The organism is Vibrio sp. Y176 (assembly GCF_033438945.1).
The window spans coordinates 820,432-847,296 of record NZ_JAWOQS010000002.1; the positions used below are offsets into that span (position 1 = coordinate 820,432).

At 44.6% G+C, this 26,865-nt stretch carries 23 protein-coding genes; 14 read left to right on the forward strand and 9 right to left on the reverse strand.

All coding sequences use genetic code 11. The features are described from left to right. Positions 1 to 51 precede the first annotated feature (51 nt). The 4 genes from R7O13_RS07805 to R7O13_RS07820 form a co-directional block, all read right to left on the reverse strand. Positions 52 to 1,731, reverse strand: a complete 1,680-nt coding sequence (locus R7O13_RS07805; protein ID WP_213966477.1) for a DUF342 domain-containing protein — start codon at positions 1,729 to 1,731, stop codon at positions 52 to 54. Between the two features lie 251 nt (positions 1,732 to 1,982). Beyond that, complete coding sequence (locus tag R7O13_RS07810) at positions 1,983 to 4,010, reverse strand: tRNA(Met) cytidine acetyltransferase TmcA (RefSeq protein WP_318303474.1); 2,028 nt, start codon at positions 4,008 to 4,010, stop codon at positions 1,983 to 1,985. A 105-nt stretch (positions 4,011 to 4,115) separates the two neighbouring features. Beyond that, entirely contained in the window at positions 4,116 to 5,090 is a 975-nt protein-coding gene (locus R7O13_RS07815) for a ParB/RepB/Spo0J family partition protein (RefSeq protein ID WP_005374504.1), read from the reverse strand. A gap of 7 nt (positions 5,091 to 5,097) precedes the next feature. Further along, on the reverse strand, positions 5,098 to 6,315 hold the full coding sequence (locus tag R7O13_RS07820; RefSeq protein ID WP_005374503.1) for an AAA family ATPase: 1,218 nt from the start codon (positions 6,313 to 6,315) through the stop codon (positions 5,098 to 5,100). 1,238 nt (positions 6,316 to 7,553) lie between these two features. Between R7O13_RS07820 and R7O13_RS07825 the strand changes: the two genes are divergently transcribed. After that, entirely contained in the window at positions 7,554 to 9,524 is a 1,971-nt protein-coding gene (locus tag R7O13_RS07825; RefSeq protein ID WP_017635223.1) for a replication initiator protein RctB domain-containing protein, read from the forward strand. Positions 9,525 to 9,813: 289 nt separating this feature from the next. Here the strand turns inward: R7O13_RS07825 and R7O13_RS07830 are convergent, their stop codons facing one another. From R7O13_RS07830 to R7O13_RS07840, 3 genes are read right to left on the reverse strand one after another with little or no spacing between them, the layout of a single operon-like run. After that, on the reverse strand, positions 9,814 to 10,281 hold the full coding sequence (locus R7O13_RS07830) for a transcriptional regulator (RefSeq protein WP_065275567.1): 468 nt from the start codon (positions 10,279 to 10,281) through the stop codon (positions 9,814 to 9,816). Further along, complete coding sequence (locus tag R7O13_RS07835; protein ID WP_053350124.1) at positions 10,281 to 11,213, reverse strand: ATP-binding cassette domain-containing protein; 933 nt, start codon at positions 11,211 to 11,213, stop codon at positions 10,281 to 10,283. Before R7O13_RS07835 ends, R7O13_RS07830 begins: the two co-directional genes overlap by 1 nt. 2 nt (positions 11,214 to 11,215) lie before the next feature. Beyond that, positions 11,216 to 12,064 (reverse strand): ABC transporter ATP-binding protein, encoded by an 849-nt coding sequence (locus R7O13_RS07840; RefSeq protein ID WP_318303476.1) that lies wholly within the window; start codon positions 12,062 to 12,064, stop codon positions 11,216 to 11,218. Positions 12,065 to 12,425: 361 nt separating this feature from the next. Here R7O13_RS07840 and R7O13_RS07845 point away from each other — a divergent pair, with 361 nt between their 5' ends. Together R7O13_RS07845 and ribA are read left to right on the forward strand one after the other, a co-directional pair. Beyond that, positions 12,426 to 12,623 (forward strand): PA3496 family putative envelope integrity protein, encoded by a 198-nt coding sequence (locus tag R7O13_RS07845; protein ID WP_005374493.1) that lies wholly within the window; start codon positions 12,426 to 12,428, stop codon positions 12,621 to 12,623. Positions 12,624 to 12,861: 238 nt separating this feature from the next. Then, a complete protein-coding gene (gene ribA, locus R7O13_RS07850) occupies positions 12,862 to 13,923 on the forward strand; it encodes a GTP cyclohydrolase II (protein WP_017635221.1) in 1,062 nt (353 codons plus the stop codon). A 68-nt stretch (positions 13,924 to 13,991) separates the two neighbouring features. On the opposite strand, the gene R7O13_RS07855 is transcribed toward ribA, so the two are convergent. Beyond that, entirely contained in the window at positions 13,992 to 14,747 is a 756-nt protein-coding gene (locus R7O13_RS07855) for a substrate-binding periplasmic protein (protein WP_005374490.1), read from the reverse strand. A 68-nt stretch (positions 14,748 to 14,815) separates the two neighbouring features. On the opposite strand from R7O13_RS07855, the gene R7O13_RS07860 reads away from it, so the two are divergent. The 3 genes from R7O13_RS07860 to R7O13_RS07870 all read left to right on the forward strand — a co-directional run bounded on the left by R7O13_RS07860 (position 14,816) and on the right by R7O13_RS07870 (position 17,876). Beyond that, positions 14,816 to 16,714 carry an ATP-binding protein gene (locus tag R7O13_RS07860; protein WP_017633805.1) on the forward strand — a complete coding sequence of 633 codons (1,899 nt, stop codon included), beginning with the start codon at positions 14,816 to 14,818 and terminating at the stop codon, positions 16,712 to 16,714. 100 nt (positions 16,715 to 16,814) lie between these two features. Then, the gene (locus tag R7O13_RS07865) at positions 16,815 to 17,024 is read left to right on the forward strand and encodes a DUF3283 family protein (protein WP_005374484.1); all 210 of its coding nucleotides are present in this window, start codon (positions 16,815 to 16,817) and stop codon (positions 17,022 to 17,024) included. 135 nt (positions 17,025 to 17,159) lie between these two features. Then, positions 17,160 to 17,876: a YebC/PmpR family DNA-binding transcriptional regulator gene (locus tag R7O13_RS07870; RefSeq protein ID WP_005374482.1), complete on the forward strand. Its 717-nt coding sequence runs from the start codon at positions 17,160 to 17,162 to the stop codon at positions 17,874 to 17,876. A 72-nt stretch (positions 17,877 to 17,948) separates the two neighbouring features. Here the strand turns inward: R7O13_RS07870 and rodA are convergent, their stop codons facing one another. Next, positions 17,949 to 19,031 (reverse strand): rod shape-determining protein RodA, encoded by a 1,083-nt coding sequence (gene rodA, locus R7O13_RS07875; protein WP_104980289.1) that lies wholly within the window; start codon positions 19,029 to 19,031, stop codon positions 17,949 to 17,951. Between the two features lie 392 nt (positions 19,032 to 19,423). Between rodA and R7O13_RS07880 the strand changes: the two genes are divergently transcribed. From R7O13_RS07880 to R7O13_RS07915, 8 genes are all read left to right on the forward strand, one after another. Next, positions 19,424 to 20,092 (forward strand): hypothetical protein, encoded by a 669-nt coding sequence (locus tag R7O13_RS07880; RefSeq protein WP_104980291.1) that lies wholly within the window; start codon positions 19,424 to 19,426, stop codon positions 20,090 to 20,092. Positions 20,093 to 20,101: 9 nt separating this feature from the next. Then, the gene (locus tag R7O13_RS07885) at positions 20,102 to 20,800 is read left to right on the forward strand and encodes an ABC transporter ATP-binding protein (RefSeq protein WP_005448872.1); all 699 of its coding nucleotides are present in this window, start codon (positions 20,102 to 20,104) and stop codon (positions 20,798 to 20,800) included. Further along, on the forward strand, positions 20,788 to 22,056 hold the full coding sequence (locus R7O13_RS07890) for an ABC transporter permease (RefSeq protein WP_239932114.1): 1,269 nt from the start codon (positions 20,788 to 20,790) through the stop codon (positions 22,054 to 22,056). Before R7O13_RS07885 ends, R7O13_RS07890 begins: the two co-directional genes overlap by 13 nt. Then, on the forward strand, positions 22,049 to 22,834 hold the full coding sequence (locus R7O13_RS07895) for an outer membrane lipoprotein-sorting protein (RefSeq protein ID WP_104980294.1): 786 nt from the start codon (positions 22,049 to 22,051) through the stop codon (positions 22,832 to 22,834). Before R7O13_RS07890 ends, R7O13_RS07895 begins: the two co-directional genes overlap by 8 nt. A 45-nt stretch (positions 22,835 to 22,879) precedes the next feature. Beyond that, positions 22,880 to 24,226, forward strand: coding sequence for a hypothetical protein (locus R7O13_RS07900; RefSeq protein WP_239932113.1), 1,347 nt, complete (start codon positions 22,880 to 22,882; stop codon positions 24,224 to 24,226). Next, on the forward strand, positions 24,227 to 25,249 hold the full coding sequence (locus tag R7O13_RS07905) for a sensor histidine kinase (RefSeq protein WP_239932112.1): 1,023 nt from the start codon (positions 24,227 to 24,229) through the stop codon (positions 25,247 to 25,249). Between the two features lie 15 nt (positions 25,250 to 25,264). Then, on the forward strand, positions 25,265 to 26,056 hold the full coding sequence (locus tag R7O13_RS07910) for a LytR/AlgR family response regulator transcription factor (RefSeq protein WP_038869875.1): 792 nt from the start codon (positions 25,265 to 25,267) through the stop codon (positions 26,054 to 26,056). Between the two features lie 68 nt (positions 26,057 to 26,124). Further along, positions 26,125 to 26,760 (forward strand): DUF2268 domain-containing putative Zn-dependent protease, encoded by a 636-nt coding sequence (locus R7O13_RS07915; protein ID WP_206949188.1) that lies wholly within the window; start codon positions 26,125 to 26,127, stop codon positions 26,758 to 26,760. Positions 26,761 to 26,865: the final 105 nt, after the last annotated feature.

Here is a 26,865-nt window from a genome sequence, read left to right on the forward strand (position 1 = left end):
AAAAAGCCCACACATATTGTTGCGACGTGTGGGCTCAGTGAGTAAGAAAGCTTAAACCGCAGCGACGTCCTCTTCTTCCAAGTTCGCCGAGACTTTAATTTCGTATTGATTGAAACGGAACGAACAACCGCCATGAGTGCGCTTTGTCGTTACTTGTTCGTCGCCAAACTGCACCGTCACGCGAGTGAAGACACGCTCTTTGGCTTCGACAATATTTTCTTCTAACGCGACTTCAAAGTCATGTTCCGTTTGTTCTAGCTTTTGCTTTATCGCTTCAAGCTGCTCGTTGTTTTGTGTTTTCATCACGTCAATCTGAGCTTGTTCTTCGTCGGTACGTTCGGCTTTAGGACGTTTCTTAAATTCGAGCTCTTTACGAATCACATCCATCGTGCCTTCTTGAGCGCGTTTGTATTGATCTTTGAGCTCTGCTAATCGCTCCTTAAATGCAGAATAGCGCGCGAACGCTTCTACCTTAGTGGCGGTGTCGCCTTCTACGCCCAATTGTAAGCACACCACTTTGTCACCGACTTTTGCATCTCCGCCGCTGAGCGTACCGTTCCTACCGTTCGCATCCAGCACCGTCAGATTGCGCCCACAAACAATATCGTTATTCATGCTGTGCACCGCCAACTCAATATCTTCGCCAGCTTGCAAATCACAATATTGGGCGTAGCTGGCACGAATCGAACCTTTGGCTTTGACGTGACAACTCTTTGGCTGGCCATCACTCACGGTGTGGCCAATGATCCCTTTACCAACTTGAATGTCGTCTTGCGCTTGTACGTCAGCCGATTCAATGAAGCCGCCTACAGTAATAGAACCCGTCGCTTTAACAATCATGCCGGATTCAATGTTGCCACCGATAATCACATTCCCTTTGAATTTCACGTGACCTGTATTCACGCCAACGCTATTGAGGCAGAGTGCGTTATCAACTTCGATGGTTTTGTCTTTAATCAGAGGCGTACCGGATACCGATGCGATCAATAGGTTTGGGTCGTGCTTGCATATCTCGGTGCCCTTGCCAGGCTTCATAGGGCTGTCTTTTCCAGCTTGTGGAGGGATCACTCGCCCTTGAACAGTAAAACCTGGCGTACCTTTGGTCGCAGGCGTGCGGCGCATCACCTCATCGCCTACGTCAACCGCGATAGTTTCACCGAGGTTACGTAAATCAATTTTGTCGCTAGCAGATTGACCGTCTTTGGGTTTGAGGATGCGTTTGGTGATGTCTTTAACAAGAGGAGTAAAAAGAGCGTCTTTGCCTTTGATAGGTTGCTTACCAACCGCTACAGGTTGAGAAAAAGTTTCCCCAGGTTTGAGCTGAGTGCTGACAACCAACACTTTCTTCAAAGCCAGTTTGTTGATGCCTTTCGAAACTCGCGCTTGAGCAAGAGCTTGAACAATCTCGGGGCCGCGTAAACCTCGGCCTCCGTAAGCACCGACAACGTTCATACTGGCGAGCATGTCATTATTCGACAATTCGACCTCAACTTGTGCGTTGCGTTTTTCTGCAATGACGATGCCTTCGTAAGCTTCAGCTTTACGTTCTTTGGCGCAGTTAATGAACCTAACGACTTCCCCCTCTACAACAAACATCTTTTCGGCGTTCATTACGACGAGCTGCTCGTTTAATTCATTTTGATTTAGCTCACCACCGAGATCCACTTCACCCGGAAGACGGGCTATCACCTTGGTTTTATCTTCAGATAACTCAAGACACAGCTTCCACATACCCTTACCACTTTGCATCCCATCAACACTTTCAGTCTAACCAAATCCGTTTTCTGAACAAACCTCGCATTTCTTATTATAGGGCTCACGTCACTAAAGAAAGTAATCCATCAATAACGGTTAAACAGGATATTAAGAGAAAACTCGATTTAGCCTAAAGCTCAATCAAAATACACGCTGAAACAAAAAGGAGCTGGATTTACAGTGTAAAATCAGCTCCCAGTAATTTCATTTACAGTGTAAATTTCCCTTTATTGTTTACAGTGTAAATCGCTCCAAATGTGTCTTACTTCGTCCCTTAACTGCTGCTCAACTTGCCTTCTTCCAGGTAAACCAAATTGCTGAGCACATTCAGTCCAACTACGGTTAAGAAAAAGCTTACTGATCATCAAGTCGGAAGCGGAGTTCAAACCTAAGTTAAGTAACCACTGCTGAAGCCACACAGACACAGACTCATAACTGTTACCACCATCAGCATAACATTCAATTAGTAATAACTTAGCGGGATGAAGTGGACTCATTCCCAAAGGTTGCGGCAATAGAGCTCGGAAAATAGGGGCTTCTAATTTTGGATAGACGTCAGCCACATTGTTAGACAACATTTCTTCAAATAGCGCCTGAGATTGGTCGACCCAAACCGTCTGTTGGGAATCACAAGGTTTGACCATCAAGACTGAATAACAACCGCTAGCAGCATCGCGCATTGACCCTAAGCGAATTGTACGGAAGTTCGATTGTCGCCAGAAATAGAGCAACTCTTCCGTCGCACCAAAACTCGTGGATAAGTAGGCAATGTGTTTAGCAGCCATTTGCTCAAGTTGCTGCAGAATTTTTTGACCAATGCCTTTGCCTTGCAATGCTGGATGAACCGCAATTCTCATGACTCGCAGCGTCGATAGATTCGCGACATTCGGGAATCCTAGGTGGTTTGCAATCGTAATTGGGGCTAAGTGTCCTTTAGGACGACGCTTACCAAGCTGGATTTCTTCAACTAATTCATCGTCAAGGCCCCCCTCTTCGACCGCTAATATCACCCCCACAACCGCATTATCTTGCTTAGCAAAATAGAGCTGACTGTTGTCGTCTTGCAAAAGGTGAATCAAATCATTCGGAGAGGTCTGATAATGAGCATTCACCAAAAGAGCGAAGCACTCACGCAGCAAACTAGGCTGCGATATCAAATTGTTCTTATCGGCTTTAGAAAGGGAAATTGAGTCGACCTGGTTAAGTTGATGGTGCGTTAACTCCGCATCCAACAAAAACGCGTCATAGAGCCATGATTCGAGCGCATCATTCATGCTCCAGCGGATGGGCTGTGTCATGTGCCATGTTTTCATTCCCGAACGCTGTTTCTGAAGCCAATCAACAAATTTAATCGTAAAGCCCCGACCACAACCTTCATAACCATGAACAGTCGTAGAAAAAACGAGTCGATGATAATGTTCGGTAATGCTTTTGAGCATAGGAACTGGAATTGCAGCCGCTTCATCGACAAGTAACAAATCACATTCAGGTCTGCTCGATAGAAGTTCGTCAGGAGCAATGAATTGAATGGCTCCCTGCCCTGATTCTAATCTGTCCTTCCTAATACGCTGCGCATTAGGAAGTAGCCGCAAAGCATGTTGGTAAACAGGCTCAACGGCTTTTATAGATGGTGCCGTAATTAAGATTCTAAGCGGCTTCTGCTTTAATAAGTTCGCACACGCAATGCCGAGGGCACTTGTTTTTCCACGTCCACGATCAGCGGTCAAAATTAATGGTCGCTTTCGATGTCCAGTTACCACCTTTTCAATTAGAGAAATGGCATGTTCTTGTTCCGTGTAGTGGCTTTCTTTTTCTGCTTGCTTGATGTCTGGAGCCGTTGGCAATGGTTTGTCTTGCTCAATAACAACGAGCTTCTCCCATTGTTTGTGCATCCATTGCTGAGCAAAATTCGCATTTTGTCGCGGCTTAGTAATGACAATAAGAAAACCGCCGCCAACCAATGAGCCAAGCGCGGCGGTAAAACTATTTGCGTCAAAGCCATTTCGAGCATCAAACAATAGAACGTCACACTCTCTGCCTAGCAACATGTGCCCTTGTTTAGACGAAACACTGGATACGTTTTTCAAACCAAAATCACCAACAGAAAACCAACGTTGATGGCGCTGCGTTTTATGGAACTCTGACATCAACGCATTTTGCCAAGAAGCCTCGCCTTGAATGACAACACCAATCCTTTGGAAAGATTGGTGAGCTTGATGTTGAAGTGATGAAAGGAAATCAGATTGTGTCTGCATTTTGTCTATCCAACGTTGAACTGACGCAATGGTATCACATCTTTAATTTGACGCTTCTCAGATATAAAAAAACCGCCCGGAGGCGGTTGATTCAATCATCATTTGTTATTGCAGTTTGGTTTGTACAAACGCAAGAATCTCTTCCATTAAGCTGTCGTCAACTTTCTTCAAGTTCAACGCCAGGCTGCTACCTTTTCGGCTATAGCTTGCTCGACCTTTAACTAAGTCGACTTTTTCCGTCTTCTTACCAGGTTTTGCTGGTGCAAGTTCAGTAATCCAATTTTCGATGCTTTCCGTGACTTCTTTTGTCAGACGAGCAACGCCTTGAGCTGTGCTTCGCTGCCATAAAAATCCTTCGCTAGAGCGACATTTATCTAACAGCTCTTGCTGCTGCTCTGGCGTTAGCGTTGAAAACTGTTTGTGCAGTTTCACGATTGTTGGGCGACCGAGATCGCCAACATTCGGATACGCTTGAAGCAGTTCTAACGGTAATGCTGCGGCTTTTAAAGCGCCACTTACCAACGCTTCACTGCACTGGAACATTTTTGCCAATGCTTTCTGATCCTCAGCTTCACCACTATCAAGCTTAGCCTGCATCTCTTTACCTTTTTCGTATAAAGAGAGCGGTTTGTGAGCATTTGCCACATCAGACAAAAACTTAGCATGGTCAGTATTGATGTTGTCAGCAACATAAACCAAAAAATCTTGTTCAGCGAGGATACAAGACATGCGACGACGGCTACCATCTAAAACTTCGATCTTGCCATCTTCAGTTCTACGACCCACAGCTGGATATTGTTGGCCACGCTCTTTGAGTGTGACTAAAACATCAGATAAAGCATGTTCGTTTAAGAACGATTGCTCACGAGCGTTATCAACAAATACTGTTGTTTCTGTCGCAACTTTATTTGCAGGAATACGCACAAGTTCAAACTGAACAATATTTTCACCTGCAACTGCTAGTTCAATCGTTTGAGCTTTCTCTTTTGCCGCAGTTTGCGCCTCTTGCGGAGTCACAACACGACGCTTATTCGTTTTGCCAAATAATTTCGCGTTTAATTCAGACGTTTTCAAAGCCATTTACTTATTACCCCTGATTCAATGACGGCCAATTAGAGTGCAGCACACGCTCTAATTCCAGTGCGCTCTTATGAACAGCGTCTTGCGCGGTAGCTAGTGTCTTCTTACCGCCTTCAAAATCGCTTACTGTCAGATCAAATACTGTGCTGTAGGTATCGGCACAGGTTTCAAACGCACGGCTACGAGGAATAGTAGCCATCATAACTTGGTCACCTAGAAGATAGTTCATTTCAGTTAAAACAGAAACTTGCTTCTTATTGTCGTCCTCAAACATGGTTGGCATCAAGCGAACAAACTCAAGACCATTCCAGTCCTCCGGGAACATTTCATATACCGTAGGCAAATGCTGGAAGAAGTTTACTGTTGAAGCCCAGTCCAGACGCTTAGCCGCACAAGGAATTAGCAAGGCATTTGATGCATACATCGCATTCCATACTAATGGGTCAACGTGTGGACCGGTATCAATCATAATGATATCGAAGTCATCAGCAATTTTATCAATCAGTTGCTCTTTCAGCAGACGGACGATATCGAGTGATGGGTCTTCAGATAGCGTTTGCCATGCTTCCGCATTAAACATCGCGTCTTCTGGAAATGCTGAAATCGACTTTAAGTTCGGATATTGCGTTGGCAGCAATACGTTTTTACGTAAAAATTCACTGTCAATTTCCACACCATCAGGCACGTTACCCAACATAATGTCTACCGCAGAATAGATATTATCATGCTCTGCCATGCTGATTTGCGGGTTGAGGAATAAACGTAGCGAGCCTTGTGGGTCTAAGTCGATTAAACAAATACGGTATCGTTTATCCAAATTTAGCGCTAAACATGCCGCTAAATGAACCGCGGTCATTGATTTACCTGTACCGCCCTTTTGGTTCTGCACATTAATAATCCAAGGTTTGTTACCTGAATTCTTTTTACGCTCATGAAATTTAGGCACTTCAGCCGCATCCATGAGCATGTGTGCTTCTTCTAACGTAATTGAATAATGATTCGCGTTGTTTTTAGTAAATTGATGCCCAGCGGCTTCCATTTTACCAATCGCGTCGTCGAGCTTACGGCGAGTTAGACCAGAACGGGTTTCCATCATCGCTTTCGACATTGGTGGGAAGTAGTTATCGCTTCGCTCTTCTAAAACAATTTCAATACGGTCAGCTTGAACCTGCTGAGTCAGCTCCGCTAACTCAAGAAGGTTTTCAATCGTTTTTTCTCTTTTCATGCCAAATTCCGTTGGAAGGATTTATAATTGCAATTGTACAGCAGTAAAGACCAAAAACAACAAAAAGGTGCACGAACATTTTGAATTACCATCACATAAAAAAACACCCAAATCGACGCTTTTATGATTTATGGTCAAAAAGATAACTATTTTTAATCAAATAATCTTCTCATAATTGGACACCTAAACTTAAAAATAAAAAGTGTTACAGTGTCACTCATTTACAATGTAAATCAATTTTATACCGGAACGATTATAATCTTAAGCTAAATTACGGATTATGTTAGACCAACCTAATTTAAACGAAAAATAGTAAGTAATATCGGAACAATAAAGACCTGAACACCTTGATCATATCTCCGAACAAAATAGGGCAGTTCCAGCTAAACATCTATGGAAGTATGATCAAGGTATACTTATGATCATGCTTCCGTGTTAATAAACAAATCCGAAAGCATGATCATGGCAAAATTGAGCAGAGTACGGTGTAAACACGCAAATAAAATAAGATCCATTAATCGGAAATATGATCAAGCCTTAGAATCTCTCGGAAGCATGAGTTTTCTTCTCTGATTTACGGTTGAGTGCAGACAGAATGGGGGATTGAGCAGAAATTGACGGTATAGAAGCCGGAACAATGAAATTGCTCAAGTTGCTATGATAAATCACGCTCTCATGATCATGCTTCCTGTAAATAAGCAGAGACTAGGATTTACTTCTAAATATGAGCGACTTGAATGTATTTTAATCAGATGAGTGATATCTCATCAATATGGACGCCAGAACGATAGATATATTGGCTCTTGATCATCGATCCGAGTATAAATAACATCACCAATGCACAATATAATCATCGTGAAGATCATTATTAAATACTGCATCTGTGGATAACCTGTAAAAACATCATGATCATCGTTTCAAGACTCTTTTGATCATCTTTTCACAACCTTAATGATCATGCTTACGAATAAATATGATCATGCTTTCAGGTTATTGTTGATCATACTTTCAGACTTCTTATGATCATAGTTCCGAAGCACATGGAAATAATAGTCTTATAGAACAAAAGCTTAGCGAAAAATTTCAAGCCAGATCATTAGATCATATAATCAATTAAGATCAGATTAATCAAAAAGATCAGTTATTTAAAAAACAATCTTTTTTCTTTATTTATGATCTGTTTTTCTTTATTCTTCGGAACCATAGCACAACTACGGCTAGTGTGATCTGGATCTAAAATGACGGCTGATGAAAAAATTCTGATTAAAGCACCGAGAAGCCACAAAGATGGCCATCTTTTTGAGGTACATGAATCCTCTGCGGATTGGGTAGAGCAGTACCAACATTTCAAAGGGGTGACCAAAAGCATCTTAGAGTTGCTTAATCTGATTTCATTACGAGGCTTCAGCAGCAAGGATGGTTTGGTTTCAACCACAGAGATTGTGGAAGCAACAGATGGGCAACTCACACGTGCAGCCCTGCAACAACGTTTGCGCGCGGCAGTAAATATTGGTTTATTTACTCAAACTCCAGTGCGTTTTGAAGAGGGACTTGCTGGTAAAACGATGCTACATAAATTTGTGAATCCCAATCAGCTTATATCTGTGTTGGGAGCAACAAGTCTTGTTACCGACAAAGTTCGCCAGAACGAAAAACAAAAACGTTCGAAAGCATTGGCTCAGACTCAAGTAAACAAACGTTTGTTGAATGAGCACGGGTTAAACACACCTCCCACGATGAAAGATGAAGCCGATCAATTTGTTGTATCTCCAACAAATTGGGCTGGGATCATTGACCAAGCACTTGCGCCACCAAGAACTCGAAAAAGTTATCAGAAATCCATGGTGTCGATCTCTGGCACTAAAGCCGTTATTGAGACGCGATCATCCAAAAATATCATGACTGTGGATGATCTCATGACCCTGTTCGCTCTCTTCACGTTAACGGTTCAGTATCATGATCATCACAAAGATCAGTATCAGCTTGATGCTGCTCACGTACCAAACAAAACGCCGCTATACATCACTGATATTTTGTCGCTCAGAGGCAAAAAAGACAGTGGCCCAGCTCGTGATTCCATTCGCGATAGCATTGATCGCATTGAATTCACTGATTTTCAGCTCCATGAACTTACTGGACGTTGGCTAAGTGAAAACATGCCAGAGGGCTTCAAAAGTGATCGTTTTCGTTTTCTTGCTCGAACCATCACGGCCTCTGAAGAGGCACCTGTGGAGGGAAGCGATGGTGAAATTCGTATCAAGCCAAACTTATATATTTTAGTTTGGGAACCTTCGTTTTATGAAGAGCTGTTAACGCGCGATTATTTCTTCTTGTTTCCGCCAGAGATCTTGAAACAACATACTTTAGTGTTTCAACTGTACTCTTTCTTCCGTAGTCGCATGGTTCGTCGTCACACGGATTGCATGCTACTGAGTGAGTTAAACCAGAAACTTGCACGTAACATTGAATGGCGACGTTTCTCCATGGATCTGATCCGAGAACTAAAGCGTTTGTCTGATGGAAAAGGGAATGATGATCTATTCGTCGTTAATTTGTGGGGTTATCACCTGACGATCGAAACCATGATCGAGAATGATAAAGTGATGGATTACCAGATCGACATCAAATGTGACGTCGAAGAGGTGCTGCGTTACTCACGTGCTCGTACAACCAACGCAGGCAAGCGCAACATGGCGCCTACGCTGCCAAACCCGCTTCGTAATGAGATGGTAACCCGACAGCAGCTTGAGGAGCTCTCAGGCATCATAGACGGCGAATTTGAGCCCATTCAACGCAAAGCACCGTCTCCAAGAGGAAATTTAGGGCGACGCGTGAAGCAAAGAAAACATTTGGTAGAGATCAATGCTGATGAGATCACCATTACTCTATCTAAATATACCTCACCAGAGGCTCTAGAACGCAGTATAACGGCTTTATCTGCGATGACAGGGCACTCGTATGCCTCAATCAAAGAAGAGTGCTCAGATTACATAGAGAAGCTCGATTGGCTAAGGGTAGGGGATGAGCCGATTCCTTATGAGACATTAAGTAAAACCGTCGAGCTGTTTAACACCCAGAACGATGTCAAGCATCTTACCATCGAGCGCTTGATTGCGGGGTTAGCGGTGCGTCGGAAAGTTTGTCGTCAAATCTTCGATGGTCACATGGATGAAATGGTATTTCGTGCCTTGGATGAAATGGCGATTTAAAAGTGTCGCTTGATGTGTATCAAGCTATAGGTGTGATGTATCGGTTTGAAATGTAACAATGTCTTTCGATGATAAAAAACAGACTTAACTCTTACAAACCACTGACATTAGAAGCCAAGCCTAATACTACTATTTATCCCGAATAGACAACCTTTTGTCCTTTCTGATGATTAATAGATTGGCTCATATTGTTACATTCATTCTGAATAGACTTCGCGAGTTTCTCCTCAGGAAACTCGCTTTTTTTTGCCTAAAATTCCGCTAATTAAGCCTTGATCATTTTTCCGGACTAATGAGGTAAACCTTGATCATGCTTCTTGGATTCATTCCAGTGTAATGAACGCATCAACGCAACATGTGATTCGATTAAGCTATGGGCTTGTTCCTGCCACTTGTTTTGATCACACTGCTGATTACAAAACTCTAACGCCACAACGGTGAGATGCTGAAGTCGTCTCAAACACCAATCTTTGATCAGAATATCAGTCGAGACTTGGCATGCTGCTTGTTCAAGCTTTGCACTCGTATAAAGCAAGGTTTGATATGCTTTCTGAGGGTCTTGGTACCTTGCATGTTGAAACACGCGTAAACATCCATCCAACCAGCAAGCAATCGCTTTACTTTGAAGATCACTCAATTCGGGTCCAAACACGTCATCAGGCACCTGATATAAGATCGTTTCCAATTTTTCTACTTGATCATGTTTCCGCTGTTCGTACCACATGGCGATTTGATCTTGCCAAGTACTCAAATCCATTACGCTGCCTCAGTCCATTGTTTTACATAGTGATTTGGCCCTATTTGATCAAATTCGTCGACAATTATGCTGCTACGTTGACGAATTTCATCGGCATCTATCGAATAGTTTGGCTCATTTTTCACTAAGTTACCAAAAGGTAAGTCAGGATCAGGAACGGCAGAAATCAACAGCTTAGTATAAGGATGCTGCGGATTCTTAAGTATTGAATGAGTGTCGCCCCATTCAACGATTTGCCCTTTGTACATTACTGCGGTTTCTTCCGCGATGTAGTGCGCAGTCGCCAGATCATGAGTGATGTATAAAAAACCAATTCCCAGTTCTTGCTTCATTCGTTGCATTAAATTCAACACTCCCAAGCGAATAGAAACATCCAGCATAGACGTAGGCTCATCCGCAAGAATGATTTGCGAACCTACCGCTAAAGCCCTTGCTAAGTTTACTCGCTGACGTTGCCCACCACTGAGTTCGTGAGGGAACTTATTCAATGTCTCTTCAGGTAGTTCCACCAGCTTTAGGAGCTCTTCCAAGCGGGCTGGGATGTCACGCTCGTTTTTGACTTGTTTATGAATTTTTAAAGGACGTGTTAGGTGATGGCGAATGGTATGAGTTGGATTGAGAGAGCCAAACGGATCTTGAAACACCATTTGTACTTTACTGCGATATTCTTGTAGAGCCGATCGTGACGTGATCTCATTTATGTCAGTGCCATTGAAAAGGATCTCGCCTTGCGTTGCTGGATAGACTTTGGTTATTAAACGAGCGCAAGTACTCTTACCGCAGCCTGACTCTCCAACCAAAGCCAAGGTTTTTCCTGCGTACAGATCAAAAGTCACTCCTTGAAGCGCACGAAAGGTTTCCTCTTTCGCTAAACCACCGCCCACTTTGAATTCTTTAATCACATTTTTCATTTGGATGATAGGCTGGCTCATGGTTACGCTCCTTGTAACTCTGGTTGTTTGTGGACGTCATGGATGTTTGGGAAAGAAGCCCATAGCTTTTGCGTGTAAGGGTGTTGAGGATGATTGCGTATATCGTATGCTCGATTGACTTCGACGATTTCTCCGTGACGCATGATTGCAATTCGATCACATAGTTGGCTCATGAGTGCCAGGTCATGAGTGATAAAGAGGACTGAAAAACCGAACTCATCTCTAAGCTGATAAATTTGCTGTAAAATTTCTCTCTGTACCACTACATCTAATGCTGTTGTGGGTTCATCCATAATGATCAGTTTTGGATTTAGAGACAAAGCAATGGCTATCACCAACCGCTGACGCATTCCTCCTGAAAATTGATGAGGATATTCTGCTAAGCGTTCTCGAGGAATATTGACCAAGTCCAACAACTTTTCTGCTCTATCTTTTGCTTGAGCGTTAATGAGGCCTTGATGGTGTCGTAACACATCTGCAAATTGCTCTTGTATCGTTAAGACAGGGTTGAGTGAGTTCATCGCGCTCTGGAACACCATGGCGATTTCACTCCACCTTAGAGCGGTCAGTTCAGAGTCTGAGATACTAAGGATATCTTTGCCATCAAACCATATTTTACCGCCAGAAATGAACGCTGGCGGCTTATGAAGACGATTTATTGAGAATGCAATTGTGCTTTTACCACATCCAGATTCACCGGCAAGACCAAATACTTCGCCTTTGCCGATATCAAAGCTGACGGACTTTACCGCATTAAAATCACCATTATCAGTGATGTAATCGACGCACAAATCTCGGATCTGGATGACCGGGTCATTGTGGTATGCATGACTTAAGTTAATACCATCCATATAAACACCTTACCAATCTAAAAGATAATTATTATCATTATCAGGTGTGGCGGTTTTTAGAAAGTATCAAATTATGAATCAGTGAAGTGACTCGAAAGTTAGGTGAAACAGGAAGTGGTGTAATGCGTCGTTGATAAAACTAAAGAAGAGCAGAATTGAGAGCTAGATCAGCACACTTTTCGTAGGGGGAATTACTCAAATTTAATCGTAAATTTGTCCCTTGGCAAAACTTAAATGATGAATCTATTAAGGAGTTAACGAAAGGGCGGGAGGGGTCACATTTCCCTACAGTTTTTCTTACCACCTTGTTCCGGTTTTGCTATAGATTACGCATCGAAAACATGGTGTGTTCGGAGGAAATATGTCCATTAATTCTATCGACCATGACGAGATGACCAACATCGCTCACAAATGGGAATTACCTGATGAGGAAACCGTTGTGAAGCCAGAGAAAACAGTGAAATCAGCAGAAGCCAGAAGACGCATTGAAGCGTTACGTGAGATCCGTGAAAGTGGGTTGACCATTGAAGAAGCAAGGGAGCTTGGCTTGATACACTGATCGCCTCAGGTTGGTTTAGCAACCCATAGGGTAGTCGACGGACTGCCCTTTTTATTTTTTCACTCTATTACTCTCTTATTCAAACTCTCCATTTATCTGTCTTGCGCCTCAAAAGCACGAGTTTCACACTCACGTCCCGTCCCGAAGAAGTTTGACAATCTGACCTTGTGTTACTAGATATATCAGTAGCGATATGCTTTTTGTTGATTATCGCAACCACAAAGCAAGGAGCGCAAGTATGGTTGATCAAATCCTTTTTTATGAGCCCGATGAGCCCCACGGTTTTCTCTCAAATTTTTGCCATGCCCCAGTCAATATCTCCTCCCAAACTTGGCCCACCAGCGAACATTATTACCAAGCCCAAAAGTTTCTCGATGCTCAGTTGCAAAGTAAAATTCAGCACGCAAGCACCCCTGACGAAGCGTTTGCTTTAAGCCGCAAATACGAACACTTTGTCAGAAGCGATTGGGACGATATAAAGTTGGCTGTTATGGCTTTCATCGTTAGGGAAAAGTTTCTACAAAATCCACCATTAGCGCAGCAATTAATGAGAACGGGTAACGCTTGCCTAACAGAGCATTCTCATAAAGATGCCTTTTGGGGAGACGGGGGAGATGGTAAAGGAGAAAATCATCTAGGAGAGATTCTGATGAATGTGCGGGCAGAGCTGAGACATGTTGAGCCTTACAATCTCGTGAAGTTTATCGATAAAGCCAAATTGCCCACCCAGTGGGGCACATTTATGATGTACGGCTTTATTGAAGCCGCGACAAATAAAGAGCATCTTGCTCTGGTCTATGGCGAGCCAACAAAAAGTGCAGCACCACTTATTCGGTTGCATTCGGAGTGTCTTACCGGAGATGCTCTATTTAGCACGCGTTGTGACTGTGGTTTTCAGCTTAATAGAGCGCTACAAAACATCGTCAAAGAGGGATGTGGCGTGCTGCTTTATTTACGTCAAGAAGGACGTGGAATCGGCTTGATTAATAAAATTCGTGCCTATCACTTACAAGATGATGGCGCAGATACCGTGGAAGCAAATGAACGTTTAGGTTTTGCCGCTGATATGCGTGATTACGCGTTCTGTAAAGGAATGCTAGAGCATTTGGGGATTGACGCTGTGCGTCTAATGACGAATAACCCACGCAAGCTCGCCGCCTTAAAAGCGGTTGATATTAACGTCATTGAACGAGTGCCATTACAAGAAGGGAATAACCCAAGTAATCAACATTACCTGCAAACCAAGGCGAGTAAATTGGGGCACATGTTTGATCCTAAGTTTGTTAACCACACTAAGTAAGTGCTACAGATTTTACAGAAACAAAAACGCCAACGTATCATCGTTGGCGTTTTTGTTAATGAGTTGATTCATTGATACTTTTGAATGATTTCATCAATTTCCCCTGAGGCTTTTAATTCAACGAGTCGTGTATTGATGTAATTTTGAGTTTCTGGTTGCATTTGAGGTGAAAAAGCCAGGTAGATTGAGTAGTCAGGAATAACCGAGCTGAAAGGCTGTATCTGAAAATTCTCTAACGGCAAATTGAGTCGCTTTAAGTTGTAAAGGACTCGGGATTCCATCTCGACAAAAGCTGTATCTCCAGGGGTTCGGCTTATCACTCGGTATGCGGCGTTGTAGTCTTTCACGCGCATTTCATTGACACTGCCATTTTCAAAGAACGGTGTTAAATTTGGATAATCAAACCCCAGCAGTAATACAATAGAACGACCATGCATCGTATCCATATTTTTGAATTCTAAAGGCTTCTCGCTACTCGACACCAGTACATGTTTTACAGTGTAAATGGGCTCCTCAGATAAATTTTCCGATTGCACCTTGCCCCAGTTCGGGCTGCCATAAGTTAACCAGTTTGGCTCAGCGCCTTCTTCCAATATGGAAATCATACGTTTAAATGGATAAGTATGATAATTCACTTGGTAATCCGACTCCGCGAAGATAGCGCTGACGATATCGGTCACAATTCCGGAGTGCATTTGTCCCTGTTGTTCAATTTGAAATGGTCGAGCTTGTTCAGCAATGACGTAATAGTTCACTTGATTTGCGGTCACATGAGAACTTACAACAATTAAGCTAAAAGCCAATCTAAGTAGAAGTCTTTTCATCGTATCCTCGATTATTATTTGTGCGTAGCTATATTTAGAGTAGCGCAAGTTTATCGGAGCGGTTTCATATGGATGAAAAAGAGCGATCTCAACGTCGTTTTAGTATCGGCAACCAACTTATGTTGGCGGTATTAACGTTGAGTTTAATCTTTACGGTCATCATTTCTACAGTGAGCTTATATCGAGTTTTTCACGAAGATTTAGCCCATTTAGATGTTGAATTAAAGCAGGTTGAGTCTAGCTATTTATCGAGCTTTTCTGCGAGTTTGTGGGTAGAGGATAGGGAGCTGTTGCTGACACAAGCTCAAGGTGCAATGCGTATGCCCTCGGTGGACTACTTACGTATTGCTAGTGAAGACGAAGTTATCATTGAATTAGGTTCGGCGCTTTCTGAGGATGTTGTCGAGAGAAGCTGGCCGATGCAGTATCGGGTCGGCGATAAAACGTATGATCTCGCGATATTAACGGTTCAATCGGATCTTAGCGCGATATATGAAGATCTTTGGCAGCAGTTCTTTTTTCTACTTACGACAGAAGCGATCAAAATTCTTGTCCTCATCATTGGTGTTCTTTGGGTGGCGTTTCGCTTGTTGGTCAATCCGTTACAATTGCTGTCTGGTGCGGTGAGCGATTTTCGTGGCGGTACAGTGCCGAGTAAAGTGACTCTCCCTAAACGATGGTGCTTTGATGAAGTGAGTGTTTTGGCAGAGAAATACAACCGAAGTGTTGAGAAAGTGAAAGAGCACCAGACTGAGTTAGAGGCTGAACGCGATAGGGCAGAAGTCGCTAATCGTAAGAAAAGTGAGTTTCTTGCCACTATGAGTCATGAGATCCGCACACCGATGAATGGCATTATTGGTGTGTCGTCGTTGCTCAATGACACCGACCTCGATCCCCAGCAAAAAGAGTTTGTAGAGATCATTGACAGTTCTTCTCACTCACTAATGACGATCATCGACGACATTTTGGACTTCTCTAAAGTTGAAGCTGGCAAAGTAGAGCTGGAATACACGAGCTATGATCTTCGCGAGCTACTTGACGATGTCATCAGTTTACATAGTGTCAAAGCCAAGCAGAAAAACTTACAGCTGCTCAGCGATATTGATCCTCACTTGCCAATGGAAGTGCAAGGTGATGCCACACGATTGAAACAAGTTCTGAACAATTTGTTGAGCAACGCGATTAAATTTACCGAGCGCGGCCATGTGAAGCTTCTTGTAGCGTTATCTCGACTTGATGGAGAGACCGCTCATATCCGGTTTCGAGTTGTGGATTCTGGTATTGGTATTGCGAAAGAGCACCAACAAGCAATCTTCGAACGCTTCCAACAAGCTGATGGTAGTACCACCAGAAAGTATGGTGGGACAGGGCTTGGTTTGGCGATAGCTGCACAGTTGGTTAACTTGATGGGAGGGGAAATACAACTAACAAGTGAGCTTGGGCTGGGAAGCTGTTTTGAATTTTCGATTCCTGTTGCTGTAATAAATGCGCAATCGACCTATACCGACCAACTTAATGTATTAGATTTCCCGAAAGCGGAAGACAACGAAATCAGCCCTCAAGATAACGATAAACCTTGGGTATTGGTTGTTGAAGATACCATCGTCAATCAGAAGGTAGTTCGCATCATGTTAGAAAAACTGGGTGTGCGAGTGAGTGTCGCCAACCATGGCGAAGAAGCATTGCAGCTGTGTGATCAGCAGCCTTTCGATTTGATTTTTATGGACTGTCAAATGCCTGTGATGGATGGGTTTATTGCTACGGAGCGAATTCGAAAAATGGGAGAGTGGGGGAAACACGTTCCAATTATTGCGCTAAGTGCCAATGTCATTAAAGAGGATCAGCAACATTGCTTCGATGTTGGGATGAACGAGTTCGTGGCTAAACCCGTTACCAAGACTCGATTACAACAAATATTCGAACAGCATTTACCAAAAGCACTGAAAATCAGCGCTGTGCCTAAATAGTTAACTTGAAATCGATCAAGTTAAGTGCGTTTCTATTCTGTAATTGTAACTCTGTGTGATATAGTGCCCGGCTAGTATTTAAAGTACCTTGAGGCTGTGAATGTCGTTTAATCTATCCCTATTGCCGCCTGACGAAAAAAACAAAATCGAACTGGATAAGCAGGCGTCGTTTTTGGTTTGGAAGCTCAGAGAGGCCAAATCTGGTCCTGAAGCAATAGAAGAACAGTTGTCCAAGATTAACGATGCTGATGAAAAGGCGTTTTTCCAGCAATCGGTCGAAAAGTACAAACGAGTAATGGGTGTCGCTTAACGCGAACCGTGGCAATGGTTCAATCCAATGCGACGAATGAGGTAACCTCCCTATTCCTTTGCTAAGCGAAATTGAAAAGGTTTCGCTTTTTGCTAAAATCCTTCGCATTAAATTTGAATTTAGAGAGACATCCCGATGGGAAGAAGTTTTGAAGTGCGCAAAGCCTCTATGGCGAAAACTGCAGGCGCGAAAATTAAAGTTTATTCCAAATACGGTAAAGAAATTTACATGTGCGCGAAAAACGGTGGTGGTGATCCAGACATGAACTTGTCTTTGAAACACCTGATCGCAAAAGCGAAAAAAGACCAAGTTCCTGCGCACGTTATCGATAAAGCGATCGACAAAGCGAACGGTGGCGGTGGTGAAGACTACACTCCTGCACGTTACGAAGGCTTCGGCCCTGGCGGTACTAGCGTTATCGTTGACTGTCTAACAGACAACGGCAACCGTACTTTCCAAGATGTACGCCAATGCTTTGTGAAAGTCGGTGCGAAAATTGGTGTTGAGGGCTCGGTTTCTCACATGTTCGACCACCAAGCTGTATTCCAGTTCAAAGGCGACGATGATGAAATCATCCTAGAAACGCTAATGATGGAAGACGTAGACGTTACTGACGTTGAGCTAGAAGATGGTGTTATCACTGTATTCGCACCTCACACAGAATTCTTCAAAACAAAAACTGCGCTTAACGGTGCATTCCCAGATCTAACGATCGATGTTGAAGAAATCACATTCGTTCCGCAAACTCATACGCCTGTATCGGGTGAAGATGCTGAGAAGTTCCAGAAATTCCTAGATCTTCTAGATGACTGTGATGATGTTCAGCAGGTTTACCACAACGCAGAGCTGTAATTAATTCGCTCATATCGTTGTAAAAAGGCTTCCTCCGGGAAGCCTTTTTTGATCGCTTTTTCTCAAGCAGAGCTATACGTTACGATATTTGGAATAACACAGCGACATGATTACACCAAAACAGATACCTTGAGTTAGCATCGCCGTGCCGCCATAGCTAAAGAAGGGAAGTGGGCTACCCATTACTGGCAACAAGCCACTCACCATGCCCGTATTGATAAAAGCATACAGAAAAAAGCTCATCGCTAATGCGCCACTTACCAGCCGACTAAAAAAGTGGTCAGACTGACATGCAAGCAACATAACGCGTGCAGTAATAAACAAGTACAATGCGAGTAAGACTAAACTGCCAACAAAGCCCCATTCTTCTGCATAGGTCGAAAAAATAAAGTCCGTATGACTTTCTGGAATAAACCCAAGTGTTCCCTGCGTTGCATTCATCCAACCTTTGCCTTTCATACCGCCTGAGCCAATCGCAATCAAAGATTGTATGATTTGGTAGCCCGAACCCAGTGGATCGGACTCAGGGTGCAAGAACTGTGTTACACGGCTCTTTTGATAGGTTTCCATAACGAAGAACCATAAAATAGGTGCTAACGTTAAAATGCTCGCAATAAACCCGCAGATTATTTTCCAGCTCATGCCAGCCAAAAACAAAACGAACAATGCATAAATGATGGTAAAAACTGCACCGTCTAAATCCGGTTGTAGCGCGATTAACCCGGCAGGAATCATTGTAATAAGTAAGCAAAACGCAATTTTCCGACTGTCTGGTCGACCTCCTTCAATATGCAGCATCCAGGCGATCATGATTGGAATGGAAAGCTTGATTAGCTCAGACGGTTGAAAGCGGAAGAAGCCGATATCGAGCCAACGTTGAGAGCCATTGGTGCTATCACCAAATAAAGCGACAGCAAGTAGTAGCGCAACCGCAATAATGTAGAGATATGGAGCTGAGCGCTGATAGCTGGACGCTGGAATCGAGGACATGACCAAGATACAAACTAATGTCAGTCCGCAGCGCGCCAAATGTTTGAAGAGCATCGCCTCATTAAAGCTACTGGCACTCCAGAGAGTGAGCGAACTTAACAGCATGATCGGAATGATCGCCATGAGCAGTGGCAAATCAACTCTTGGGAAATAACGCTTATTCATTTTCAACGACCTAATAACGCACCTATTTTGAGTGCGAAAACAACTAAAACTCGAAGAGTTCAAACTATTCCGATGCTAAGAATCTCGATTTGGAAACAACAGACACCATGCAAAGGTGTGTAAGAAAGGAGAGTGCGCACTGTCTGTTATGGGTAGTTGTGGGATGGATAAATACACTAGCCTCAGATTTTAAGCCAGTGTTTTTATTGTGACTGCCGTAAAAATGTAGCGTTACGAATGAACGGAATTGTATTTTCTGTTTAAGTGAATGTCATTCATCCTCTCTCAATACCATTCACTCTGCATAACTGCCATTGGTCGCATGCAAAAGCAGCGTGCGATCTTCTCCCTTAATCTGAAACCATCAAATCACGTTCAACTAAGGACAGTACATGATGGTTTCTCAATTTCGCTCAATCAAAGCTCTTAAACTGGCAAGTACCTTTATCGCCGCATTTGCACTCAGCAGCAATCTGACTCTGGCTAACCCAAGCGAGCGCACACTCAGTCAATTCAACCAAGCGGCGCAGGGTGACTCTGGTTTAGTTGATACCGTTTACGGCGAATTATCCAAACAACTTGAAGAGCAGGGCGCTACGCCGGTGACTTTGGTGTATTTAGGCAGTGCAGAGACGTTGCAAGGTCGTGAGGCGTTTATGCCTTGGAACAAGATGAAGTTCACCGAGCGCGGTCTTGCCACAATCCAAAAAGGTTTGGACCTAATGGCGAATCAGCCAGTACCACTGCAAGAGCAACAACGCTTACAAGGTTTGCCGGAATATCAACTAGCCACCGCTATGGCAGCTACTACGTTTACCTCTCTGCCAGACATGTTCAATCACTTTGAGCGTGGCTACGAGCTGTACCTTTCTCTGCTCGATGAACCGAGTTTTAGTCAGCAACCTTTCGCGGCTACTTCGTGGATTTACCGTTATGCCATTGAAGCGGCACTGCGCGCTGAAGATGTTCAACAAGCCAAAATATGGTTAGCGCAAATGGAGCAATTGGGCGACAGCAATCTAGAAACGCAAACCGCGAAAGCGTTGCTAGCCAAGTATTAGGGAGGCGTCATGATCGTTTTTAATCAACTCAGTCGCGATTACGCCCTTGGCAACCAAACGGTGCGTGCATTGCGAGACGTGTCTGGTGAAGTGTTTGCCGGCGAAATGGTGGCATTGTGCGGGCCGTCTGGTTCAGGCAAAAGCACCTTACTTAATGTGCTTGGCATGCTGGATACTCAATACCAAGGTCAGGTGACATTTGCAGGCAGCCCATACCCAACCGGACAAATGCAGGCTGCAAAAATGCGCCGTGAAAAGCTTGGTTTTGTATTTCAAAAATTCAATCTTGTCCCTGTGATGACGGCGTTAGAGAACGTGGCGTATCCGCTGCATCTCAACGGTTTTTCAAAAGCGGAACAAACCGAGCTCGCCACACAAATGCTAGAACACGTTGGCTTGGGTGAGTTTATTCATCACATGCCCGATAACTTGTCGGGCGGTCAGCAGCAGCGTGTGGCAATTGCGCGCGCCTTAGTGCACAAACCTGCATTGGTGATCGCTGATGAGCCAACCGCAAGTCTTGATAGCCAAACTGCCAACAAGGTCATCGACATTATGAAAGGGCTCGGACACGAGCTTGGCACCACTTTTATCGTCGCCACTCACGACCCTCGCATGGCATCCCGTTGCGATCGCACCATTGAATTGGTGGATGGCAAAATTACCCAAACGCACGCAAGTGTGGAGGAGGTTTCATGGGCAAGCTAATTCCTGTTTCGGTTCGCCTTGCTTGGTTGAACCTGCAACGTAATCGCCGCCGCAGTTTGTTGTCGATGCTGATCATCGCTATTGCCGTGTTTGCGTTAACCAGTGCGGGCGGTTTTGGTCTGTACACCTATGACAGTTTGAAAGAATCGACAGCGCGTGACACGGGGCATCTGACGTTAACCACGCCGGGTTATTTCGCCAAAGAAGAAGAGATGCCACTGAGTAACGGTTTAACTCATGCAGACGACATTATCAAGCAATTGATTGGCTTAAACGAAGTGCGAGGCGTGCAGCCACGAGTTGAGTTCAGCGGTTTGATTTCCAACGGCAACAAGTCATCGATCTTTATCGGCATTGGTGTTAACGAACGCGAATTCGATATGAAAGGACCGTTTTTGGACGTGCGCGAAGGGCAAACGCTGTCCAAAATTCATGCATCGCGTTATGACCCTACAGAGCCAGAAGTGATGCTTGGCGTTGATTTGGCGAACAACCTAAGCGTGCACGTTGGCGATTGGATTACCTTGCTGGCGACCACTACCGATGGCGCATTGAATGCGTATGACTTCAAAGTACGAGGCATCTACTCAACAGGCGTACCTGAGCTTGATAAACGCCAGCTTTACGTACACATCAACAGCGCGCAATCGCTGCTCGGTTCAGACAAAGTCAGCGCGTTATCTGTCTTTCTGTTCGATACCAGTTTAACTAGCCAAGTCGAGCAACAAGTGGCTTCGGTTTTGAGTAAGCAAAAGCAGAACTTTGGCGAGCAAGATATTGAGATTACGCCTTGGCAAGAACGTGCGTTCTTCTATCTCAAAGTGAAAGATTTGTACGACCGCATCTTCGGCATCATGGGCGCAGTAATGGCGTTGGTGGTCTTTGTCGCCCTGTTCAACACCATGACCATGTCGGTCACCGAGCGTACTCGTGAAATTGGCACCTTGTCAGCACTTGGTAGCTACCCTCGCGAAATCATTGCTGGGTTCTTGCGCGAAGCAGGGTTACTTGCGGTGATTGGCAGCTTAATCGGCGCTTTGTTTACTGCGTTAGTCACCGTCTTACTGATGGTCGTGGATGTGCAAATGCCGCCACCGCCAGGACGCACAGAAGGTTACCCATTAACGATTTACTTCTCTTGGGAGCTGGTGGCTATAGCAGGATTCGCAGTATTGATGATTTGTTTGGTTGCGGCGTTTTTCTCGGCACGCAAAGGGGTGAACAAGCCAATTACGGAGGCACTGATTTATGTTTAATTTCAAATCACTATTACCAATTGCATTGCTAACGGTAAATGGCGTTGCAAGCATGAATGTCAGTGCGAATGAAACAGCACTAGATGCACAGCAAGTTGCGCAATTGATTGAGAAAGCCGACAGCTACCGCTTGCAAGATGATTCCTCCAAAGTGGTGTCACTGGTGCGCTTATATCAAGACCAAGAGTTAGATAAAACCCGTCTTTACCACGTGTACACGCGTCCAAATCGAGAATCGCTGGTGGTATTCAAATCGGCGGTTGAAGCAGGGCAAAAGATGTTGATGATGGGCGACAACTACTGGCTACAAATGCCGAAGAGTCGCCGTCCGATTCGCATTACGCCAATGCAGAAGCTGCTTGGTGAAGCGTCTATCGGCGACATCTCAACTCTGACGTGGAGCCAAGATTATCAAGGTGAATGGAAAGCGACAGAAACCGTTTCGGTAAACGGGGAAAGTGTCGCGGCTTATCACCTTGCTTTAACCGCGAAAACCAAAGGGGCGAGCTATCAGAAGATCGACTTGTGGTTGTCTGAGCAAGATGCGTTTCCAATTAAAGCTGATCTTTACCTGCGCTCTGGCAAACTCGCCAAGCAAGCGCAATACGGACGTGCAACTGACAACGGTGAAGACTACGTCAGTGAGATGACCTTGCTTGATAGCATTCAGCCGAGCAAAAAGACCGTTATCGAGTACCAAGAAATCGTGCCTTGGCAGCTGGATAACAAGTTCTACAACCCAAGTTATTTGCCGAAAGCCAACACGACTCAGCTTTAGTCTGAGCTTCGTAAATAGAACCATGAAAACGAGCAAGGAAGTCACATGAAATCGCACCAGCCTAACCTTAACAAAAGCACCAGTTTGCTGATTGCTGCCTCATTGTGTGTGGGTGCGTCAGCCCCTGCTTTTGCCAATGACGAACTGAGTTTTGAGTGGGATTGGGCTGTCAGTTACGAAACTGCCAAGCAGCGTGACAGCGCATTTATGCAGGCGCAGGGCAGTTCTCGTGATTCACTTAATGCACTGTTGGATGTGCAGGTGAATTATCAGAACTTCAGTGGTTTGTTCGCTCTGTACAGCCAAGGTTTGTACCTCAATCAACAAGGAGAGAGTGAGTGGTGGAGTGAAGCTGATAACCAGTTGCTGATTCGTGAGCTGGCTTGGCTAGGGGAGTGGCAAGTCGGTGATACCACTCTTGATGTGAGTTTGGGTAAGTTGCGCGTGGATTGGGGCGTAGGTTATGGCTACCGACCTTTGGATCTGTTTAAGCCTTATCGACAAAACCCGGTTGGCTTAGTCGCAGAAGAGGGCGCGGGCGTGTTTTCACTCTCACACTACGATATGGCCGGCGAGTGGACGGTGATTGCAACTGATTCAAGCTGGGGGCAACAAGACCAAAGTGCACTTGATCAAGCCGCAGAGCAACAAGGTGTTGGTATTCGTCGTTATGCGCTAGTGGGTGACACCGAGTATCAACTTATTGGTTATTACGATGATGTGCGCCGAGGTTTACTCGGAGCCAGTGCCATTGCCGTGTGGGATGAATCCATCGCCATGCACAGTTCCATGCTGTGGCAAAAGCAAAGTGTCGGCTATCAGTTTCAGCAGGATGATCCTTACCAACCCGTTTCGGTTGAGGAGCAGGGAAGCGCATTTCAAGCCTTAGTTGGATTGAACTGGGCAAACCAAGCCGGACACAACGTGATTGCTGAATATTGGTACGACAGCCGAGCATGGTCGAAAAACGAATGGCAACAAGCAATAGAGCGTGGAGAATTACTCTCTCAGATCCCTGATCCTAACAACTCTTTGTTGGCTAACAGCGCTCTACTTGCGACAAGCTACGCCCAAGGGTTTCAGCACGCCAATATCGTTCAGCATAACGTAATGCTGCACTGGAGTTGGGATGTGGAAGCGTGGGCTGCATGGAACGGTAAAGCGGATATGGGCTGGCTAAGTGATGTAACCCCCACGTTGGATGTGATGTTGTCGCCCCAAGATGGTGGTGTGATTGTCACGCAGTGGCTTAACTACCAATGGATTGATACTGGCGATCAAAGTGTAGAAGTGGAAGTTGCCGCACGCTTTTTAACCGGAGACGACCAATCTGCTTACGCACAAATCAATGATAAGCATATGATTGTATTTAACATCAAAGGGAAATTCTAAATGTGTTCAGCAAAATCAGTGGTGAAAAGTGGATGGCCGCGTAGCTTATTAGTGACCACGGCATTTTGTCTCTTTATCGCAGCAATGACTCTCTCGGTTTGGGGCGGTCCATTTTACATTCATGTAGCGGTTAGCTTCGGATTTGGCTATTCGGCTATCTTCTTCTCATGGTTGATTGACCGTTTGTTTCCAACCCTCCCACGTATGATAGAAGTGGTGTGTTCGCTTGTTGCCTGTTTATTGTTTGGGGTGATTAATGCGCAATTTTGGCTCGGAGAGTATTTTGGTATCTCCGATATGATCCCTGTTGGCTTAATGGGATTACTGTTTAGCGGTATGTGTTATTTCTATTTTTACTCGCGTGAGAAAGAGGCGGTTGCTCAACGAGAGTTGGAAGCCATCAAGCGCGAGAAAGCAGAGCAAGACCGTGCGCTGTTGCTGAGTCAGCTTAAGCAGATGCAAAGCCAGATTGAACCGCATTTCTTATTCAATACTTTGGCAAATATCAGCGCGCTCATGTCGCAAGATGTCGATAAAGCCAAGCTGATGCTAGAACAGTTAACCGCGCTACTGCGTGCAACGCTAAAAAGCTCACGCGAAGAACACACCACCATAGACAATGAAACGGCGTTACTTGAGGCTTACTTAGGCATCCAACAAACTCGTTTGGGTGATCGACTCAGTTACAAGATTGAGGTGGAAGAAGGGCTAGGCAGAACCGAATTACCGCCGATGATGCTTCAACCCTTAATCGAAAACGCCATCATCCATGGTATTGAGCCGAAGCGAGAGGGTGGTGAAGTCAGCTTGCTCATCAAGCGCGAACAACAGAACTTGAAGATTGAAGTCAGAGACACGGGTGTTGGCTTGAATCACGTGAGTGGTCACATGGGCTCTGGCGTGGGTCTAAGTAATCTCAAGCAGCGAGTTGAAGCTTTGTTCGCAGGGCAAGGAGAGGTTTCTATCAGTGAGTCTGCTCAGGGGGGCGTATGTGTTCGCCTGAGCTGGCCAATGGAATCGTAATCAAGGAAGAAAGGAATGAATACAGGGTTTACTGCCATTATTGCTGATGATGAACCGCTATTGAGGCGTCATCTTGATAAAAGCCTAGCTGAAGTGTGGCCAGAGCTAGAGGTGATAGCCAAAGTCGCCGATGGTGAACAAGCGTTGCAAGCCATTGAGCAAAACCAACCTGACATTGCGTTTCTTGATATTCGTATGCCAGTTTTGGATGGCATGACATTAGCGCAAAAACTCAATCAACTCGCCAACCCGCCTTTGATTGTATTTGTTACCGCGTACGATGATTACGCCATAAAAGCCTTTGAGCAAAATGCCGCCGATTATTTGCTCAAGCCTATCTCGGATGAGCGCCTCCTGACGACGTGTGAAAGAGTGAAAGCACGCCTTGCTAAGCGAGAGCAAGAAAGCAGTAATGTGCAGATGAGCAGCCTGTTAGAACAGTTGCAGCAATTATCCGCTCCACAAACGCCGCAATATCTTCAGTGGATCAAAGCGACGCAAGGGGAAGATATTCATCTGATTGCTACGTCTGATGTGTTGTATTTCAAAGCGGAAGAAAAATACGTTTCTGTATATGCCCAACAAGGACAAGGCAAAGTGCAGGAGTATTTGATTCGTACATCGTTGAAAGAGTTGATAGGACAGCTTAACCCAGAACAGTTCTGGCAAGTGCACCGTTCAAGCGTGGTGCAAGTGTGCAAAATTAGCAAAGTAAACAAAGACTTTGCTGGCAGAATGTTTGTGCACGTTGGAGAAACTAAGCTCCCTGTGAGCCGTGCATCTCAAAGTTTGTTCAAAGGGATGTAATCGCTAGAACTGCTCACTATTTACACTGTAAACTCTCTACTCTTAACCCAAATTATCAAGGAAGATAAATGAGTTATCGCGTAACCCTGTTAAATGCGACGGGAGAGTTGTCCCCAATCTCTGAGTATTTACATCAGAAACTTGATGATCTGAGCTTACAGCTTTCTAGTTACTTTGATTTAAGTAACATTGACCTCACCGTTAGCCCGTTTGATCGCAATGACGTACCGCAGACGGGGATTGGCGGCTATTGCTTAAGTGCCTATCGTGTAGAGATTCTGCTTGATACTCAACGTGCTGATATTAAAAACGTTATTGAGAATGAACTAGCTGCGGTGTTAGCGCATGAGTTGCATCACCTGTTCCGTATGCGAGCCGGAGAGAATGACGTTGCACTTGGTGATGTGCTGATTATGGAAGGGTTAGCTTGTCATTTCGAACGTAAGATGAATGGCGGCGTCACTCCGAGCTTGTTTGAGCAAATCAAAGATCAAGATTGGCGCCCTTTCTATGCTGAGATGAAAGGCAAGTTGACCAGCTTAGATTACAACTTCGACGCTTACTTTCTTGGTAGCGATGAAAGCCGCTGGCCGAAATACATGGGGTATTGGGTTGGGTACAACCTTGTTGCTGAATATCTGGCTGATTTTCAAGGCTCTGAACTGGATTTAGTCGGAGCAAAAGCCGAGCTTTTCTATCAATAACTCCGACACAAGCCAAACTAATAGGCTGAGTCATAAAAACAAAAAGCGCCTAGGTCATAAGACGTTAGGCGCTTTTGTCGTTTTATAGCGACGATTTCTCCGAAG

Bases quoted from the DNA above. Each gene is read 5' to 3' on its own strand.
- R7O13_RS07805 (WP_213966477.1), bottom strand. From the start codon at position 1,731: ATGTGGAAGCTGTGTCTTGAGTTATCTGAAGATAAAACCAAGGTGATA.
- R7O13_RS07810 (WP_318303474.1), bottom strand. From the start codon at position 4,010: ATGCAGACACAATCTGATTTCCTTTCATCACTTCAACATCAAGCTCAC.
- R7O13_RS07815 (WP_005374504.1), bottom strand. From the start codon at position 5,090: ATGGCTTTGAAAACGTCTGAATTAAACGCGAAATTATTTGGCAAAACG.
- R7O13_RS07820 (WP_005374503.1), bottom strand. From the start codon at position 6,315: ATGAAAAGAGAAAAAACGATTGAAAACCTTCTTGAGTTAGCGGAGCTG.
- R7O13_RS07825 (WP_017635223.1), top strand. From the start codon at position 7,554: ATGACGGCTGATGAAAAAATTCTGATTAAAGCACCGAGAAGCCACAAA.
- R7O13_RS07830 (WP_065275567.1), bottom strand. From the start codon at position 10,281: ATGGATTTGAGTACTTGGCAAGATCAAATCGCCATGTGGTACGAACAG.
- R7O13_RS07835 (WP_053350124.1), bottom strand. From the start codon at position 11,213: ATGAGCCAGCCTATCATCCAAATGAAAAATGTGATTAAAGAATTCAAA.
- R7O13_RS07840 (WP_318303476.1), bottom strand. From the start codon at position 12,064: ATGGATGGTATTAACTTAAGTCATGCATACCACAATGACCCGGTCATC.
- R7O13_RS07845 (WP_005374493.1), top strand. From the start codon at position 12,426: ATGTCCATTAATTCTATCGACCATGACGAGATGACCAACATCGCTCAC.
- ribA (WP_017635221.1), top strand. From the start codon at position 12,862: ATGGTTGATCAAATCCTTTTTTATGAGCCCGATGAGCCCCACGGTTTT.
- R7O13_RS07855 (WP_005374490.1), bottom strand. From the start codon at position 14,747: ATGAAAAGACTTCTACTTAGATTGGCTTTTAGCTTAATTGTTGTAAGT.
- R7O13_RS07860 (WP_017633805.1), top strand. From the start codon at position 14,816: ATGGATGAAAAAGAGCGATCTCAACGTCGTTTTAGTATCGGCAACCAA.
- R7O13_RS07865 (WP_005374484.1), top strand. From the start codon at position 16,815: ATGTCGTTTAATCTATCCCTATTGCCGCCTGACGAAAAAAACAAAATC.
- R7O13_RS07870 (WP_005374482.1), top strand. From the start codon at position 17,160: ATGGGAAGAAGTTTTGAAGTGCGCAAAGCCTCTATGGCGAAAACTGCA.
- rodA (WP_104980289.1), bottom strand. From the start codon at position 19,031: ATGAATAAGCGTTATTTCCCAAGAGTTGATTTGCCACTGCTCATGGCG.
- R7O13_RS07880 (WP_104980291.1), top strand. From the start codon at position 19,424: ATGATGGTTTCTCAATTTCGCTCAATCAAAGCTCTTAAACTGGCAAGT.
- R7O13_RS07885 (WP_005448872.1), top strand. From the start codon at position 20,102: ATGATCGTTTTTAATCAACTCAGTCGCGATTACGCCCTTGGCAACCAA.
- R7O13_RS07890 (WP_239932114.1), top strand. From the start codon at position 20,788: ATGGGCAAGCTAATTCCTGTTTCGGTTCGCCTTGCTTGGTTGAACCTG.
- R7O13_RS07895 (WP_104980294.1), top strand. From the start codon at position 22,049: ATGTTTAATTTCAAATCACTATTACCAATTGCATTGCTAACGGTAAAT.
- R7O13_RS07900 (WP_239932113.1), top strand. From the start codon at position 22,880: ATGAAATCGCACCAGCCTAACCTTAACAAAAGCACCAGTTTGCTGATT.
- R7O13_RS07905 (WP_239932112.1), top strand. From the start codon at position 24,227: ATGTGTTCAGCAAAATCAGTGGTGAAAAGTGGATGGCCGCGTAGCTTA.
- R7O13_RS07910 (WP_038869875.1), top strand. From the start codon at position 25,265: ATGAATACAGGGTTTACTGCCATTATTGCTGATGATGAACCGCTATTG.
- R7O13_RS07915 (WP_206949188.1), top strand. From the start codon at position 26,125: ATGAGTTATCGCGTAACCCTGTTAAATGCGACGGGAGAGTTGTCCCCA.